Annotated in this window: 14 protein-coding genes, 1 rRNA gene and 1 riboswitch; of the genes, 9 read left to right on the top strand and 6 right to left on the bottom strand. The window is 47.5% G+C overall.

What is annotated here, in order from left to right; genetic code table 11:
- Positions 1 to 81 (bottom strand): 16S ribosomal RNA (locus tag NL646_RS08955); the annotation flags it as partial.
- Between the two features lie 485 nt (positions 82 to 566).
- Positions 567 to 1,091 (bottom strand): DUF3087 domain-containing protein, encoded by a 525-nt coding sequence (locus NL646_RS08960; RefSeq protein WP_005459966.1) that lies wholly within the window; start codon positions 1,089 to 1,091, stop codon positions 567 to 569.
- 165 nt (positions 1,092 to 1,256) lie between these two features.
- Between NL646_RS08960 and trmY the strand changes: the two genes are divergently transcribed.
- Complete coding sequence (gene trmY / locus NL646_RS08965; protein ID WP_023623060.1) at positions 1,257 to 1,856, top strand: tRNA (pseudouridine(54)-N(1))-methyltransferase TrmY; 600 nt, start codon at positions 1,257 to 1,259, stop codon at positions 1,854 to 1,856.
- A gap of 80 nt (positions 1,857 to 1,936) precedes the next feature.
- On the opposite strand, the gene NL646_RS08970 is transcribed toward trmY, so the two are convergent.
- Positions 1,937 to 3,280 carry a TldD/PmbA family protein gene (locus NL646_RS08970; RefSeq protein ID WP_253664109.1) on the bottom strand — a complete coding sequence of 448 codons (1,344 nt, stop codon included), beginning with the start codon at positions 3,278 to 3,280 and terminating at the stop codon, positions 1,937 to 1,939.
- On the bottom strand, positions 3,280 to 4,665 hold the full coding sequence (locus NL646_RS08975; RefSeq protein WP_253664110.1) for a TldD/PmbA family protein: 1,386 nt from the start codon (positions 4,663 to 4,665) through the stop codon (positions 3,280 to 3,282). Before NL646_RS08975 ends, NL646_RS08970 begins: the two co-directional genes overlap by 1 nt.
- A gap of 312 nt (positions 4,666 to 4,977) precedes the next feature.
- Positions 4,978 to 5,085, top strand: a riboswitch (TPP riboswitch).
- Between the two features lie 96 nt (positions 5,086 to 5,181).
- Here NL646_RS08975 and thiD point away from each other — a divergent pair.
- From thiD to NL646_RS09015, 8 genes are all read left to right on the top strand, one after another.
- Positions 5,182 to 6,039, top strand: coding sequence for a bifunctional hydroxymethylpyrimidine kinase/phosphomethylpyrimidine kinase (thiD, locus tag NL646_RS08980; RefSeq protein WP_021450349.1), 858 nt, complete (start codon positions 5,182 to 5,184; stop codon positions 6,037 to 6,039).
- Entirely contained in the window at positions 6,029 to 6,787 is a 759-nt protein-coding gene (locus tag NL646_RS08985; RefSeq protein WP_253664111.1) for an ABC transporter ATP-binding protein, read from the top strand. Before thiD ends, NL646_RS08985 begins: the two co-directional genes overlap by 11 nt.
- Entirely contained in the window at positions 6,780 to 7,580 is an 801-nt protein-coding gene (locus NL646_RS08990; RefSeq protein ID WP_237469548.1) for an ABC transporter permease, read from the top strand. The genes NL646_RS08985 and NL646_RS08990 overlap by 8 nt, the downstream gene beginning before the upstream one ends.
- A gap of 22 nt (positions 7,581 to 7,602) precedes the next feature.
- A complete protein-coding gene (locus NL646_RS08995; RefSeq protein WP_237469547.1) occupies positions 7,603 to 8,553 on the top strand; it encodes an ABC transporter substrate-binding protein in 951 nt (316 codons plus the stop codon).
- Positions 8,554 to 8,571: 18 nt separating this feature from the next.
- A complete protein-coding gene (gene tenA, locus NL646_RS09000) occupies positions 8,572 to 9,234 on the top strand; it encodes a thiaminase II (protein ID WP_005497807.1) in 663 nt (220 codons plus the stop codon).
- An 18-nt stretch (positions 9,235 to 9,252) separates the two neighbouring features.
- On the top strand, positions 9,253 to 10,044 hold the full coding sequence (gene thiM / locus NL646_RS09005; RefSeq protein ID WP_005497806.1) for a hydroxyethylthiazole kinase: 792 nt from the start codon (positions 9,253 to 9,255) through the stop codon (positions 10,042 to 10,044).
- Positions 10,045 to 10,107: 63 nt separating this feature from the next.
- Positions 10,108 to 10,722 (top strand): thiamine phosphate synthase, encoded by a 615-nt coding sequence (gene thiE, locus NL646_RS09010; protein ID WP_005459945.1) that lies wholly within the window; start codon positions 10,108 to 10,110, stop codon positions 10,720 to 10,722.
- Positions 10,723 to 10,904: 182 nt separating this feature from the next.
- Positions 10,905 to 11,630 (top strand): phosphatase PAP2 family protein, encoded by a 726-nt coding sequence (locus NL646_RS09015; RefSeq protein ID WP_253664112.1) that lies wholly within the window; start codon positions 10,905 to 10,907, stop codon positions 11,628 to 11,630.
- A gap of 70 nt (positions 11,631 to 11,700) precedes the next feature.
- Here the strand turns inward: NL646_RS09015 and NL646_RS09020 are convergent, their stop codons facing one another.
- The gene (locus NL646_RS09020; RefSeq protein WP_253664113.1) at positions 11,701 to 14,148 is read right to left on the bottom strand and encodes a trimethylamine-N-oxide reductase 2; all 2,448 of its coding nucleotides are present in this window, start codon (positions 14,146 to 14,148) and stop codon (positions 11,701 to 11,703) included.
- Between the two features lie 22 nt (positions 14,149 to 14,170).
- Entirely contained in the window at positions 14,171 to 15,265 is a 1,095-nt protein-coding gene (locus tag NL646_RS09025) for a NapC/NirT family cytochrome c (protein WP_005459939.1), read from the bottom strand.
- Positions 15,266 to 15,473: the final 208 nt, after the last annotated feature.

The raw sequence follows: 15,473 nt of genomic DNA on the forward strand, positions 1-15,473 counted from the left end.
GATAACTCGTTTCCGCTCGACTTGCATGTGTTAGGCCTGCCGCCAGCGTTCAATCTGAGCCATGATCAAACTCTTCAATTTAAGATTTTGTTCGGCTCAATGAATACTGAACATTACATAAAGTAATGTTTGAATTGACTGTGCTGAATCCGAAGATTCAATGGTCACTTCGTTTCATTGAAACCTAATTTGATACCGCTTTCCGTTAAGAAAGAAATATCTAATTGGATTATCATCAACGAGTGCCCACACAGATTGATAGGTCTATATTGTTAAAGAGCTTGCTTTTCGAGAAGTTTTTCTCTCAAAGCGGAGGCGTATTCTAATGAACTAATTCTTAGTGTCAAACACTTTTTAAAATTAATTTTTAGAAGCTTTTTCGCCTTATTGCCAGCTGCTTTTGCGTTTCCGCTTTGCCCTGACAACGGAGGCGCATTATAGGGAGATGAGTTTTCTTGGCAACCCCTATTTAAAAAAAAATTCAAAAAAAAGCGTCGAGAGATGAAATCTCATTCAAACGCTTATTTTTAGCGCTCAGTTGTTAACTTCAAGTAGCAAATAAGCAATCAGTATGTGTCTATCCAACCCTCTTCAAAGCTTGCAATATCAAGGTGCAGTGATTTGTCGACTTCGATTTGATCTATTGCCTCTAGTTCTTTATTTACACTACTCATCGTCAATGTGTTGTTGTCTAGCTCAAACACTTGGCGTTGCGTGGTGTAATAGAACTTAAGCGTAGTGAGCGCTTTTACATCGTCATTGCTCGCGGCTGCTTTAATGCTTTTTAGTTTACGAAAGATTTTGTTGTGCAGTTGCTTGAGTTTCCAAACGTACAGCACTTCTTCCATGTATGGTCGAGTTTTAATTTGATTCAATAAAGAGAGGGAAGTTGCAACTGCGAGAACGACACCAATCAAATTCCAATGGAAATTGCCCGTTGATTGTTCTGGTACGACTTCAGTGTTGCCAAACAAAACAATCAACAAGGTACTAAAGGCAAGAGAGGAGATGGCGAGCAACGCAACAAAACCGCCAATCACAAGGTTTACTTTCTTTTTATAAATGTCTTTATTTATCTGTTTGATTTCCATATACCGCTCCTAACAGGGTTGCCTCCTATTCTAACGAGCACACCCAGCTCCACAATCGAAGCTTTGTAAGTAAGTTCACATTTACTATTAAACTCGCATCCGTTCCCTGCTTGGGTATATACTTCCGCGCATTCACTCTTTCTATTCTATATAGAGGCTAAGTTCATGCGCTCTTTTGTTTTACGAGCTCGCGCGGCGCCAACCACCAGCAAAGCACTATTAGAAGGTGTTGGTAACGAGGCACATACCGAGATCCTTGCTCATACCATGATGAACACCATGTTCGTGGCACAATCTCACCGTGAAGATGTGGTTGTCCACTTGGTATTAGAGAGCACGAAGGATTACTCGCGCACGATTACCATTCGTTCAAACGACATTACCAATATTGGTGGTTTTCACGAGTCAACGTTGATCTCTGCCGTTGCCCGTGCGTTGGACACATCTGTTGGTATGGGTAAAGAGCAGCTTCGTGAAGTTGAGCCGGGTATTACGGTTCGTACAGTGAGCTTCGAACGCTTGGTTCAAGAACTGGCGGAAGACCACCAACTTTATATGTTGGACAAGAAAGGCGAATTTGTTCGTGATGCAGAAATTGGTGAAAACCCATGCTTCTTGCTAACCGACCACATTCCGATGCCGAAGAAGTCGTTCAACAGCTTGAAGCGCCTAGGTACTGAGAAAATCAGCCTTGGACCTAAGATGCTGTTTGCTTCTCAGTGTGTAGTATTGATCCACAACGAACTGGATATCCGCGAATTCTAGTTATTCGCGTACACGTTGCTAGATGATGAAAGAGGACTCGATTGAGTCCTCTTTTTTGTTTCTGACTTTCTATGCCGCGCTTATTTACCGCCAATACTCAGTCGAGCAAAACGCACATCTGGCGCGAAGAAAGTGCGGCTATCATTAATAAGCTGCGTATCACCCACAGCTTCTACTTCTTGCAGCATCTTATAGAAGTTACCTGCAACTGTAATTCCGCGCACAGGTTGAACACGCTGACCATCACGGCACAAGAAACCACTCGCACCAAATGAGAAATCACCACTGACAGCATCTGCACCAGAGTGAACCCCTTGCAGTTCCACTAATTCTAGGTATTCACCTGCTTTGACTTCTGACGCACTGCTGTTGCCTGTCGCAATCACTTTATGATTTGCCGATACGTCTAGGCTCGATTTCGCACCGCGAGCAGCACTTGCCGTCGACACTGCACCTAAATAACTCGCTGTTTGGCTATTGTGCAATAGCGTATTCAGTTGGCCATTGGCGATCAACACATTGTCTTGAGTGGCAAAACCTTCACTATCAAACCCTGCGATAGCCATACCATTTGGCATGTATGCCGCATCGGTAAAGGTGAGAAGTTCACTTGCTACGCTTTGACCAAGCTTGTCACCCAGTGGCGAGATGCCTTTCATCGCACTCACACCAGAAAACGCACTGCCAAATGCACCAAACAGGCTGCTTAGCGCATTGATGTGGAAGATGGCTGGATAGTTACCTGTCGCAACTGGTACTCCATCAAGAAGATCGCGAGCAAGGTTGTAACCGCCTTCAATGCAGTAAGTTGGATTCAACTCATCAAAACGGCGACCTAGCGACATTCTTCCCGCCATCGACTGTTTGCCGTCTTTTTCAAACAGGGTATACGCGTAACAAGTGAACGATCGCTCGAAATGTTGACATAACGTACCTTGAGTATTCGCGATGATGAGCTGAGTTTCGCCGTCACTATAACCATTGTATGGTGAGCTTGAAGCGTGAGGCTGAGCCACAACACCTTGTTCAAGCGCGAGGGACAGTTCAATTTTCTCATCGACCGATGTGGTATCGTCTTGCGCAATTTCTGCAATATCAGTGGTGATTTTGCTGTTTACGCAGCTGATGGTTTGATGTTCATCTTGCTTAGAAAAACGAGCACTTTGCAGCGCGTTGGTGAGCATCAAATCTAAACTTGGTTGCTCTAGTGATTCAGAATAACTGGTCGCGACACGAGCATCTTTAATGACTCGAACACCCAGCACTTGGCTTGAGCTGACTTTGTACTCATCCAGCTTGCCTTGGTTTGCTTTCAGCGAAAAGCTGCTGTTACGGTTCACAATCACATCCGCTTCCGCACCTTGGCGTTTGGCTTCTGACAGGATGTAATCAACCGCTTTTAGAAGTTGTTGTTCTTGGCTCATTAGTTACCGCCTCCTACCAGAATATTGTCCACTTTAAGGGTTGGTTGGCCGACTGTTGTAGGTACTGAGCCACTCACTGAACCACACATACCTGGAGCAAGTGCCATGTCCTTACCGACCATACTGATTTCTTTCAATACTTTAGGACCAGTGCTGATTAGTGTCGCCGCTTTCAAAGGCTTGGTAATTTTGCCGTTTTCAATCAAATACGCTTCACGAACAGCGAAGTTAAATTCGCCCGTCCCTGGTTGAACGGAGCCACCACCCATCTTCTTGGCGTAAATACCGCGTTCGATTCCCGCAAGCATTTCATCGAGTGAATGCTCGCCTTCTTCGATAAAGGTATTGCGCATGCGCGAGGTTGGTGCGAACTTGTAGTTCTGACGACGACCAGAGCCTGTTGGCTCGTAACCTGTCTTCATGCCGCCCATTTTATCAACCATAAAGCTAGTTAGCTTACCGTCTTTGATCAGTTGGGTACGCTGCGTTGGCAAACCTTCGTCATCAACGTGGATTGAGCCCCATTCGTTGGTCATAGTGCCATCATCTACTGCGTTTACTGCGGTATGAGCGATCATCTCACCCATTTTGTCGTGGAATACTGACGCCTTTTTCGCAACCGAAGTGGTTTCTAGCAGGTGGCCACACGCTTCGTGGAAGATAACGCCGCCAAAGCCGTTACCAATTACCACAGGCATTTCACCCGATGGACAAGCATCCGCGCCCAATTTCACTAACGCTTGTTGAGCGATAGTTTGACCCAGCTCTTTCGCATCGATCTGTTCGCTAAACTCCCAACCGGCAAGTGCCCCCGGGCCTTCCATGCCAGAAGATTGCTCATTGCCTTTCTGGGCAACTGTGTTACCCGCAACACGAATGTAGTGACGCGTATCGTCTACATGCAAACCTTCTGAGTTGAAGATAGACACTTGCTGCTCGCGCTGAAGCACACTACCAATGAACTGGCTGATGTATTCACTTTCTGCACGCGCAGCTTGGTCAACTTTCAATAGAAATGCGATTTTTGAATCTAGGTTAGCATCCTTACTTAGCGGCATGCTGCAACCATGTTGGATTGGGTATCGGTTCAAATTCAAAGAACCCGCTGACGCGATTTGCTCACGCTTGTCTTTCGCTGCAAGCAGTGATGTCACGCGTTTTAGTTCGGTTTCGTCCGTGCTGTTGGTGTAACCGTAAAGCACTTTGTGACCGAAGAAGAGGCGAATACCGATACCAAAATCGATACCTGAATTTACATTATCCACCTCACCAGATGCGATCTGGACGGTGTTGGTTTGGTGATGTTCAACGAATAGCTCAGCGAAATCAGCTCCTAAAAAGAGAGCATGATCGATCACTGCCTTCGCTGTTACAGAATTAAGCATGAAGTCTCCTTGCTCGATGATCGTCTTAGCCTTCCTAAATAACTTCCGATAAATTCCGTAAAGTTAAATTGGCAACGCGTTAAATTTTAACAGTTTTTTAACCTTGTTTTATGCTAATCCTTGCCAAAAGAGACCACGACTCTTTATTTAATATTCCAGTTTCTGCTCTTTCATCAGAGCGTTGCACTGGAAAATTCCGCGCAACAAAGTATTAAGAAGCTTACTCTATCACTCACTTCGCATAATTGAATACTCAATAATAATTACTCTCAAAAAACGTATCTCTTGAGTAAGCGTCCTGTTATCATCCGAGCGAAATAGTCGGGGGGCCACGTGATAAGCGTTGGCTGAGATCGAAATTCGAGACCCGTTGAACCTGATTCAGTTAGCACTGACGTAGGGAACTATGCACACTTTGCCTTTCGCCGCCTCTCTTTGGCGAGTGAAACGATCGAACAATCGATCTGCCCACAGCGGTCAAAGTCAGTTCCTATACGTCTTGTAATAGGAGCGACCATGACGCAGCAATCACAGCCTTATTCACATCAGACGCCAGCCTTACCTACCCCTATCGTATTGACCATCGCAGGCTCCGACAGTGGCGGCGGCGCAGGTATTCAAGCAGACATCAAAGCGATGTCGGCAACAGGCAGCTTTGCATGCTCGGTCATTACCGCCATCACTTCGCAAAACACACAAGGCGTTTCTGCCATTTTCCCTATCCCACTTGATCACGTTGAAAGCCAACTCGATGCGGTGTTTACCGATCTCAATATTGTGGCGGTAAAAGTCGGCATGCTGGCGGATTCGAACATCATCAAAGTGGTGGCAAGCAAGATCAGACAGTACCAGCCTAAACATCTTGTGATAGATCCCGTCATGGTCGCCACCAGCGGCGATTTGCTACTTGAGCAATCAGCAATCAGCACATTAAAAGAAGAACTAATTCCTCTGGCAGACATCATCACTCCTAACCTGCCAGAGGGTGCAGCACTGACAGGTAAGCCTGTACCTCAATCTGAGGCAGAAATGAGTGACATGATTGACGACCTTCGTGCGCTTGGTGCCAAAGCCATTCTGCTCAAAGGCGGTCACCTTGAAGAAGATGAAAACAGCAACGATCTGCTGATCATGCAAAACAGTGTCGAGTTAATCAGCGCCAAGCGTTTTCCGACCCAAAACACCCACGGTACGGGCTGTACACTGTCTTCCGCTATTGCGTCTTACCTTGGTCAAGGCAACAACCTGCACAAAGCCGTGCATTTAGGAAAACAGTACATCAGCCAAGCCATCGCTCATGCGGATGAATTGGAAGTGGGGAAAGGTCACGGACCAGTACATCATTTCTTTGCGGGTCATACCTATGTTCGCTAACGCGATTGGCATTCAGCTTGCCGACGCCAGTTTGCAATACAAAGACAGCCAAACACCGACTTTAGCGGGAGTGAACATGACCATTCCTATCGGTCAATGGACGGTATTACTCGGGCGAAGTGGCTGCGGAAAAACAACGATATTGCGTTACTTAGCTGGCCTACTGGATGACCAAGTTGACTGGCATGGCGAACTCATCACAACCGACGGCGCAGCACTGCATGACCGTATCGCTTACATGGCTCAGCAGGATTTATTGCTACCGTGGCTTAACGTGCTGGATAACGTCTGCCTTAGCTCGCGCTTTTCTTACGCCAATTCAAATCCAGCGGATGAGAAACAACGTGCTCTCAACTTGTTAGAGCACGTTGGGTTAGCAGATTACGCTTACGCCAAACCCGCTCAACTCTCTGGAGGTATGCGACAGCGCGTAGCCCTTGCTCGCACTCTGATGCAAGACAAACCTTTGGTTTTGATGGATGAACCTTTCTCGGCATTGGACGCCGTGACTCGGCACAAATTGCAAACTCTCTCTGCCGAGTTACTAAAGGACAAAACCGTTGTCTTGATTACGCACGATCCACAAGAAGCAGTGCGATTGGCACACCAACTCTATGTGTTGCAAGGCACGCCCGCTCAAGCGCAGCACTTGGTTGTTCCGGACTCCAAGCCACCAAGATCTCTCGATGGAGAGTGCGCAGCGCTACAGCAGGCGATTTTGGATCAGTTGGAGAAAGACTATGAGTGATATGACTCAGTACAACTCCGTTTCGGCGCGTATTAGTAAAAAGGAACGCGTAACTCATCCGGCGTTGCGTCTGCTGATCAGCGCAGCGGTGATCTTAGGTTTGTGGCAACTCATTGTAGTGGTGTTTGACATGCCAAGATTCATCTTGCCTTCGCCAATTGAAGTATTGAATAGATTAGTGACTCGATACGACGTGCTACTCAAACACACTTGGGTAACAGCACAAGAGATCCTACTTGGCCTCGCACTCGGCTTATCGATGGGTTTGCTATTCGCTTTGCAAATGCTGATGTTCGAGCCGCTCAAACGCTGGCTATTGCCGATTCTTATCGCTAGCCAAGCAATTCCAGTATTTGCTATCGCGCCAGTGCTCATGCTTTGGCTGGGTTACGGCATTGCATCGAAAGTAGTAATGGCGGCGATCATCATCTTTTTTCCCGTCACGACATGTTGCTACGACGGTTTACGCAATACACCAACTGGTTACCTCGATCTTGCCAAAACCATGGGCGCATCGAAATGGCAATTACTGCGCCATATTCAACTACCTGCCGCCCTGCCAACGTTAGCGTCTGGTATTCGTGTTGCCGTGGTTATTGCGCCGATTGGTGCCGTGGTAGGTGAATGGGTCGGCTCAAGTGAGGGCCTAGGCTATCTGATGCTGCAAGCCAACGCACGCATGATCATCGATGAGATGTTCGCGGCGCTGTTTATTCTCGCCGCGCTGTCTATCGCACTCTATTTCACCACTGACAAATTACTGAAAAAAGCCATTCCCTGGGAAAACAAATAGGGAAAGAAAAAGGAAGAACCCCGTGAATAAAAACAAACTCATGAGCGCTGCTGCTCTGCTCGCTTCAATCGTTTCAACTAACGTACTTGCTGCCGAAAAGGAGCTTACTTTAATGCTGGATTGGTTCGTTAACCCGAACCATGGCCCTATCGTGATCGCACAAGAGCGCGGCTACTTTAAACAGCAAGGTTTGAAGATCAATATCCAAGAACCCGCCGACCCAAGCACTCCACCCAAACTAGTTGCGGCTGGCAAAGTCGATATGGCGATTTCATACCAACCTAGCCTGACCATCGACGTAGCGGCTGGCTTGCCATTAATTCGCTCTGCGACCTTGATTGCTACTCCCCTCAACACATTGATGGTGTTGGATAACGGCAAGAACGACAACCTTGGCGACCTTAAAGGCAAGAAGATCGGTATTGCGATCGCAGGTAACGAAGAGGCGACAATCGGCACCATGCTTGCGCAGGAGAACGTGAAGTTTTCTGACGTGCAAATCATCAACGTCGGTTGGGCACTCTCTTCCTCTCTTGCCTCAGGGAAAGTAGACGCTATTTGGGGCGGCTTGCGTAACTTCGAAACCAACCAACTTGCGCTAGAAGGCTACAAAGCCAAAGCCTTCTTCCCAGAAGAACACGGCGTACCAGCGTATGACGAACTGGTGTTTGTGGCGAATGCAAAAACCTACGACAAAGCGGCTATTAAAGCGTTCAACAAAGCGCTGGAGCAAGCGACCACTTACATCGTCAACCACCCTAAAAAGTCTTGGAAAGAGTTTGTCGCTTACTCGCCAGACACGCTAAATAACGAACTCAACCAACGCGCTTGGAATGACACATTAACTCGTTTCGCGCTTCGCCCATCAGCAGTCGACCTAAAACGCTATGACGATTACGCCGAGTTCATGTACTCACAAAAAATCATCGAAACGCTACCAAAAGCGAAAGATTACGTACCGAGCTTTGACTAATTACGAGGCAGTCTCATTATGAAATACCAAGATTTGATCGACGCTTGCCGCCAAGATTGGCAAGAATACACTGAGCATGCCTTCGTGCAGCAATTAGCCAAAGGCACACTGGCTCAACCTTGTTTTCTGCATTACTTGAAACAAGATTTCTTATTCCTAAAACAGTACGCACGAGCTTATGCGCTGGCAATCTACAAAGCACGTACGTTAGACGACATGCGCCGCGCACTACCAAGTGTACATGCGCTTTTAGATTCAGAGATTACCCACCATGTTACCTACTGCGGTCAGTGGGGCTTGACGGAATCTGATCTCGAAAACGAGCCGGAAGATTTTGGCACGGTGGCTTACACGCGCTACGTACTGGATGCGGGAATGACGGGCGACTTAGTTGACTTGTATGCCGCGCTCGCCCCTTGCTCCATCGGCTACGCCGTCATTGGTAAAATGCTGATTGAAGATGAAAACACGGTATTCGAAGGCAATCCTTACGCAAGTTGGATTAACTTGTACGGCGGTGAAGAGTTCCAATCAGGCGTGGCAAGTGGGGCCGAACACTTTAACCAGTTGCTGGCTGAAATCGACATCCACAGCCAGCGCGGTCAAAACCTGATTCAGGTCTTCAAAACCGCAACGCGTATGGAAGTGGCGTTTTGGCAACAAGGTCTAAACGCACAATAAGGTTAATTGGAGAATCTCATGTTAATAGAACAAATCACTCAAGCATTAACCGCAGTGCGTCAGCAAAAGCCTTTAGTCGTGAACATTACCAACTACGTGGTGATGAACAACACGGCGAACGCTTTGTTGGCTATCGGAGCTTCGCCAATCATGGCGCATTCAAAGCAAGAAATGGCAGAAATGATGTCGTTTGCAGGCGCTTTGGTGATCAACATCGGCACCCTAGACAGCGTTTGGACGCCGCGCATGAGCTATGCCGTCGAGCAAGCCAACTCGAACGGTAAAATCGTTGTGCTCGACCCTGTCGGTTGCGGCGCAAGTTCACTGCGCACCGAAACCTCGCGCGAAATCGCCCGCCTTGCAAACAAGTTAATCATTCGTGGTAATGCGTCCGAAATTATTGCTCTCGCTGGTGAGCAAGCACAAAGCAAAGGTGTAGATGCACTCGACAGTAGTGATGCAGCCCTTGGGGCGGCTCACTTCTTGGTTGAAGAGTACGGAGCGAGCGTGGTGATCTCCGGCGAAACTGACTACATCGTGACAAAAGAGCAAACCGTCCAGCTGAATAATGGTCACGAGATGATGCCATACGTAACGGGCATGGGTTGCACACTAACGGCACTGACTGGCGCGTTCGCAGCAATCGGCGACGAAACAGGCCTTGCTGCGGCAGCGGTGCTTGGCGTTGTGGGTGAAATTGCGGCAGAGCAAGCGCGAGGGCCAGGTAGCTTGCAAATGCATCTTTTGGATGAGCTTTACCAACTGGATGAAGAAACACTGGCAACACGTCTTAAATTACAAGTGAGATAAATCGCTTCTCAATGCTTTAAACGCCTCTCACTCCAACGAAAGTGGGAGGCGAAAGGAAACACAATGAACGCCTATCGTTTGTATTTGGTCACCGACGACCAACAAGATTTATCCACTCTCAAACACGTTGTAAGAAAGGCGGTAGAAGGTGGGGTCACCATGGTACAGGTGCGCGAAAAACATGGTGACGTTCGTGCATTTATTGAACGAGCTCAAGCCGTGAAGACGATCCTTGAAGGCACTGGCGTCCCGTTAATCATCAATGATCGTGTTGATGTTGCCCTTGCCGTCGATGCCGATGGTGTTCACCTCGGGCAGTCAGACATGCCAGCAGAGATCGCTCGTCAATTGATTGGCCCAAACAAGATTCTCGGCTTATCGATTGAGACTGAAGATCAACTGGCAGAGGCGGATTCTCTGCCCATTGATTACATCGGCTTGAGTGCCATCTTCGCTACGCCAACCAAAACCAACACCAAAAAACACTGGGGTATTGAAGGTTTGAAGATGGCGCTGAACACCACGTCTTTACCAATCGTTGCTATTGGTGGCATCAACGAAACCAACATTCCTGCTCTGAGTGCGACAGGTGTGCATGGTTTGGCTTTGGTTTCTGCCATTTGTCATGCAGAAAACCCAACCAAAGCAGCAGAATACTTACTTTCTCTGATGGATTAAGACCCCAGCGCTTAAGGATGAGCGCCTTTACCTTCCGGATAAATATCATCAATTCATCACTCAACCTTCATTCTCTCGTCAAATTGACAAAGCGTTGATAAGTTTTTCACGCCAGATAACGTAAGATAAGTCCCTTATTTTCACGTGGTTGAATAACCCTCAATAAAAACAAAACGCTCTCAATGAAAACCAAAAAATATGGATTGATGATGCTCGCCTTGTTTGTTCTTGGCATCATCCCAATATCGCTGTTTGGCTCTTATCACGATCTCACTTCACAGGTGCCTGAAAGTCTGGGTATTACTTTTACTTTGCTCACTGACTCTGCTGGCAGCAAAGGCTTTTTAATTACCTTAACACTGCTACTGCTTTCTTTATTTCGCTTTAAGCCAAGTCGCACTGAGTGGATGCAAAAACTCTCAATGTTAGGGTTGTTACTTGTGATTGGCTTTGCCAGCAAAACGGGGCTAAAACTGATGACAGAAAGCCCGCGCCCGTACACGGAATTGCTCGCAGCAGAACAATTAATTGAAACACCAGAAACGTTTTATCAGTTAGATACAAAGCAACAAGCCAACGTAATTAACCAGATTTCTGAACAAGTCAGTGATTGGCGGACGCGCCATTGGCAAGGCGAGAAAGACTATTCTTTCCCGTCGGGCCATACGATTTTCGTTTCGATTTGTTTGGCTTTCTTTGGTGGGTTGTTCTTACAGAACAAGTGCTATATCTCTGCACTGTCATTGTGGATGTGGGGTATGAGCGTCGCATATAGCCGCTTATGGCTGGGCATGCATCGCCCTGAAGATTTAATAGGCTCAGTCTTGTTTGTCGCGATTGTATTTACTTTACTCCCGACATTTCAGATTAAGAAACAGATGCCGTTTGTTTCTCTCGCTTCGCGCTAATGTGAACGATTACTAGAAAAAAAAGAAGCCAGCGATTCGCTGGCTTCTTGCTTTCAAGCGCTACTTTTTTCTAGCCATTTTTTGGTGGTTCAAACGCTGTTAGTTCTAATTCTGGGCCAGTGTATTTTTCAATACGAACCAGTGCCGAGTTCGCCGCACAGCCGTTTGCAAGTCGAGAGGTCGGAATATCCAACGTTAACACGTTACAACCGCCGTTCTTACAAATGCTGGTTTTCGGATCCAAATCCGGCCAACCGCCTTCATGAATACATACTGAACCCTGCTTGATTCGGTCAGTCACTTCCGCGCCAACCAATACTTGGCCACGGTTGTTAAACGCACGAACTAGATCGCCCGTTTTAATACCACGCGCTTTCGCATCTTCAGGGTGAATCCAAATAGGTTCACGGTTTGCAATTGCGTACTCTTCGCGAATCTTCGCGTAGTTAAACTGGCTGTGTAGACGATGTGCTGCGTGCGCGGTCATTAACTGCAACTCGCCATCTTTTGCATTGCCGGTGTACTCGGTTGGTGCCATCCACGTAGGGTGTGGAGGACAGTCTTCCAACTGGTAACCTTCAATGGTTTTCGAGAAGATTTCAATCTTACCACTTGGCGTACCTAGCGGGTTCATGATCGGGTCTTCACGGAAATCCGCGTAACGAACAAACTGTGCGTTCTTCTCGTTCCACTTCATCTCGATCAGTTGGTTATCTTCCCAGAACTTGCTGAAGTTCGGCATTGCAATGCGAGAGCCACGGCCACCTTGTTGCGCCGCCTTGTAGAAGCCGTACAACCATTCCATTTCGGTTTTGCCTTCGGTGTACACATCACGGCCACCCGGTGCTAGCATCTCTGCCATGTCCGCGAATACATCGAAGTCATTACGCGCTTCACCTTGCGGCTCAACCACTTGCTTCATTGGCACCAAGTGTTGGTTACTGTAGTCACCCGTCATCGTTAAGTCGTTACGCTCGAACGATGTGGTGATTGGCAGAACGATGTCCGCGTGCTTCGCAGCCGCTGTCCAGTAAGGTTCTGAAATCACGATCAGTTCAGGCTTTTGCCATGCTTTAATCAAGCGGTTGGTGTCTTGGTGGTGAGTAAAGTTCGCACCACCTGCCCACCAAATCATCTTGATATCTGGGAACGTCAGTTCATGACCGTTGTGATGGTAGGATTGACCTGGGTTTTCCAACGCCTCGACAATACGCGCCACAGGGAAGCTTTGCACCGCGCCAGATACCGCCCAGTCGTTACCCGCAGAAGAGCCGCCACCCAGTGATGCTGAAATCGCAGGAAGTACGCCAGCGTCACGAGCAGGGTTACCACCGTTTGAGTAGTGATAAGAGAAACCAAAACCACCGCCCGGTAAACCGATTTGACCCAACATCGTTGCCAGTGTAACCAGCATCCAGTGACGCTGCTCACCGTATTGTTGGCGCTGCATGCCCCAACCCGCCATCAGCATGGTGCGGTTTTTACTGAAGATGTCAGCCAATAGCTCAAGTTGCTTCGCAGGTACGCCACAGATTTGTGATGCCCATTCTGCTGATTTTTCTACGCCGTCTTCTTCGCCCATCAGGTACGCTTCAAACTTGTCGTAACCTGCGGTGTATTTATCGAGGAAGGCTTTATCGTGCTTACCTTGTTTCACTAAGGTGTGTGCGATACCCATCATCATTGCCACGTCGGTCATTGGGTGAGGAGCAATCCACTCCGCATTCTCGCTAAAGAATTCAATGGTTTCAGAACGAATAGGGTCAATCGCAATAACCGTCTTGCCTGATTTTTTCAACTGATGGAAGAACTCAAGACCCGCGCAGTCTGTTGAGCTCCACGCGATTTTTAGGGTGTTAATTGGGTTTAAGCCCCAAAGCACAACCACATCACTGTGCTCTAGTACCACTGGGTACGTGGTTTGTTGCTCGTACACTTCGATAGAGCCCACAACGTGCGGCATGATGATCTGCGCAGCACCCGTTGAATAGTCACCCAAGTGGCCTGAATAGCCACCCGCCATGCTCATGTAACGTTGCAGCAAGGTTTGTGCTTTGTGCAGCACGCCACTTGAACGCCAGCCGTAAGAACCAGCAAACACAGAAGCCGGGCCATATTCTTTACGAATGCGCATGTGCTGCTCGTGGATCAGCTTGTAAGCTTCATCCCAAGACACGCGTACAAATTCATCGCTGCCGCGAACGCCTTCGGGAGCCGATGGGTTTGCCAAGTAACCTTTACGAACCATTGGGTACTTAACACGCGCTTTAGTGTGCACTTGGTCAGGACCGGTGCTTTGTAGGCTATTTGGTACAGTTTGAGGCAGAGCATTGGTGGTCGAAACCAACTTACCATCTTGTACTTCACACAACATTGGGCCCATGCGGCCCGCCGTTAGAATGCCTTTGCCGCGAGCATTAGAAGACGCAACAGACATAGGTGCAAACGAAGTGAATGCCATTGCACCAGCCGCCATACCAGTGCCTTTTAGAAATCCGCGACGGGTCATATTAGTCATAATCTTATCCTTCTATTTATCGTTAGTGACCAACCACATCTTTCGCGTGGTGCTGGAAGAACTTGGTTAGAATTTCTAGGTTCTCGGCTGAAATATCAGTTCGATCACCCATACTTTTCGCTACCGGTCCCCATGCATTCACTGTGAAGTGATTTGAAGGAATTTTCGCGTGACAAGTGGCACAGTAAACGTTGTCCAACTCTTCTGCGTATGACCATACTGGATCAAGCGTGTCTACAACTGGAGAATCAATAGCACCTGTTAGAGAAACCGCGCGCCATTCGTTGCCGTAAACATCCGCCTCAAATTCACCAGCTTCAAGCGCTTGTTGGCCTTGCTCTGTTAGCGTTGCTACGATGGCACGTTGACCTTCTCCCATGTAAAGCACTTGTTCTGCACCTTTCATTTGGAATGCGTTCAACTTAACAGTGCGGTTGTCGCCTTCCGCGCTCATCACTTCCAGTTTTGTTGTTGGATTGATGGTACCCATTTCACCCATATTAATCGTCGTTACTGGGTAAACTACCTTCGCGTTAGCAGCTGTCTTCGTCGTGAAGCTCATCAGCGTTTCGAATGCTTTGCTGTCTAGCTCTGCTTCTGGTGCAAAGTGAGCCACACCTTTGTGACAATCGATACACGTTTGATCGTTCGCTTTCGCGTATTCGTGCATCTTCGCCGCATCGCGTGATTGCTCAAACTCTTCCATTGCATCGAAATCATGACACGAACGACACGTCGCTGAATCGTTTTCACGGAACTGAGCCCATACAGTTTCAGCCATGTCTTTACGATGTGCTTCGTATTTCTCTGGCGTGTCGATCTTGCCTGTCACAAATTCGTGGTAAATGTCTTTCGACGCACGAATTTTGGTGATCAGGTAATCCATTGGTTCTTGAGGAATATGACAGTCAGAACATTCCGCGCGAATGCCCTTTGCATTACTGAAATGAACTGAGCCTTGATACTCTTTATAAGGGATTTCCATAGAGTGGCATGAGACACAAAACTCAGTGTCAGACGTGTAGTGCATCACCGCTGCACTGCCGCCCAAAGTTAACCAACCCACACCAACGCCAGCAGCAACTAGCAATGCAATATATCGTTTTTTTATTGACATAATTCGCAACACTTCCAAATAAAATGTAATTATAGGTCGCAAATTACTACTTTGTGGGTAGATAACTCTTGATCCACATCATTACCGTGTTGCTCTCTGCGTCTCAAGAATGAAATTTCGTTATTTAGCCCCCATGAATTCATATCTAACGCAAATTTTTTGCACAATTCGACATTCACAACATAAATCACTTTTCTAAATTGAACGG

Origin of the sequence: Vibrio sp. Y20_XG_PY13 (genome assembly GCF_024181925.1) — a bacterium.
Classification (GTDB): domain Bacteria; phylum Pseudomonadota; class Gammaproteobacteria; order Enterobacterales; family Vibrionaceae; genus Vibrio; species Vibrio parahaemolyticus.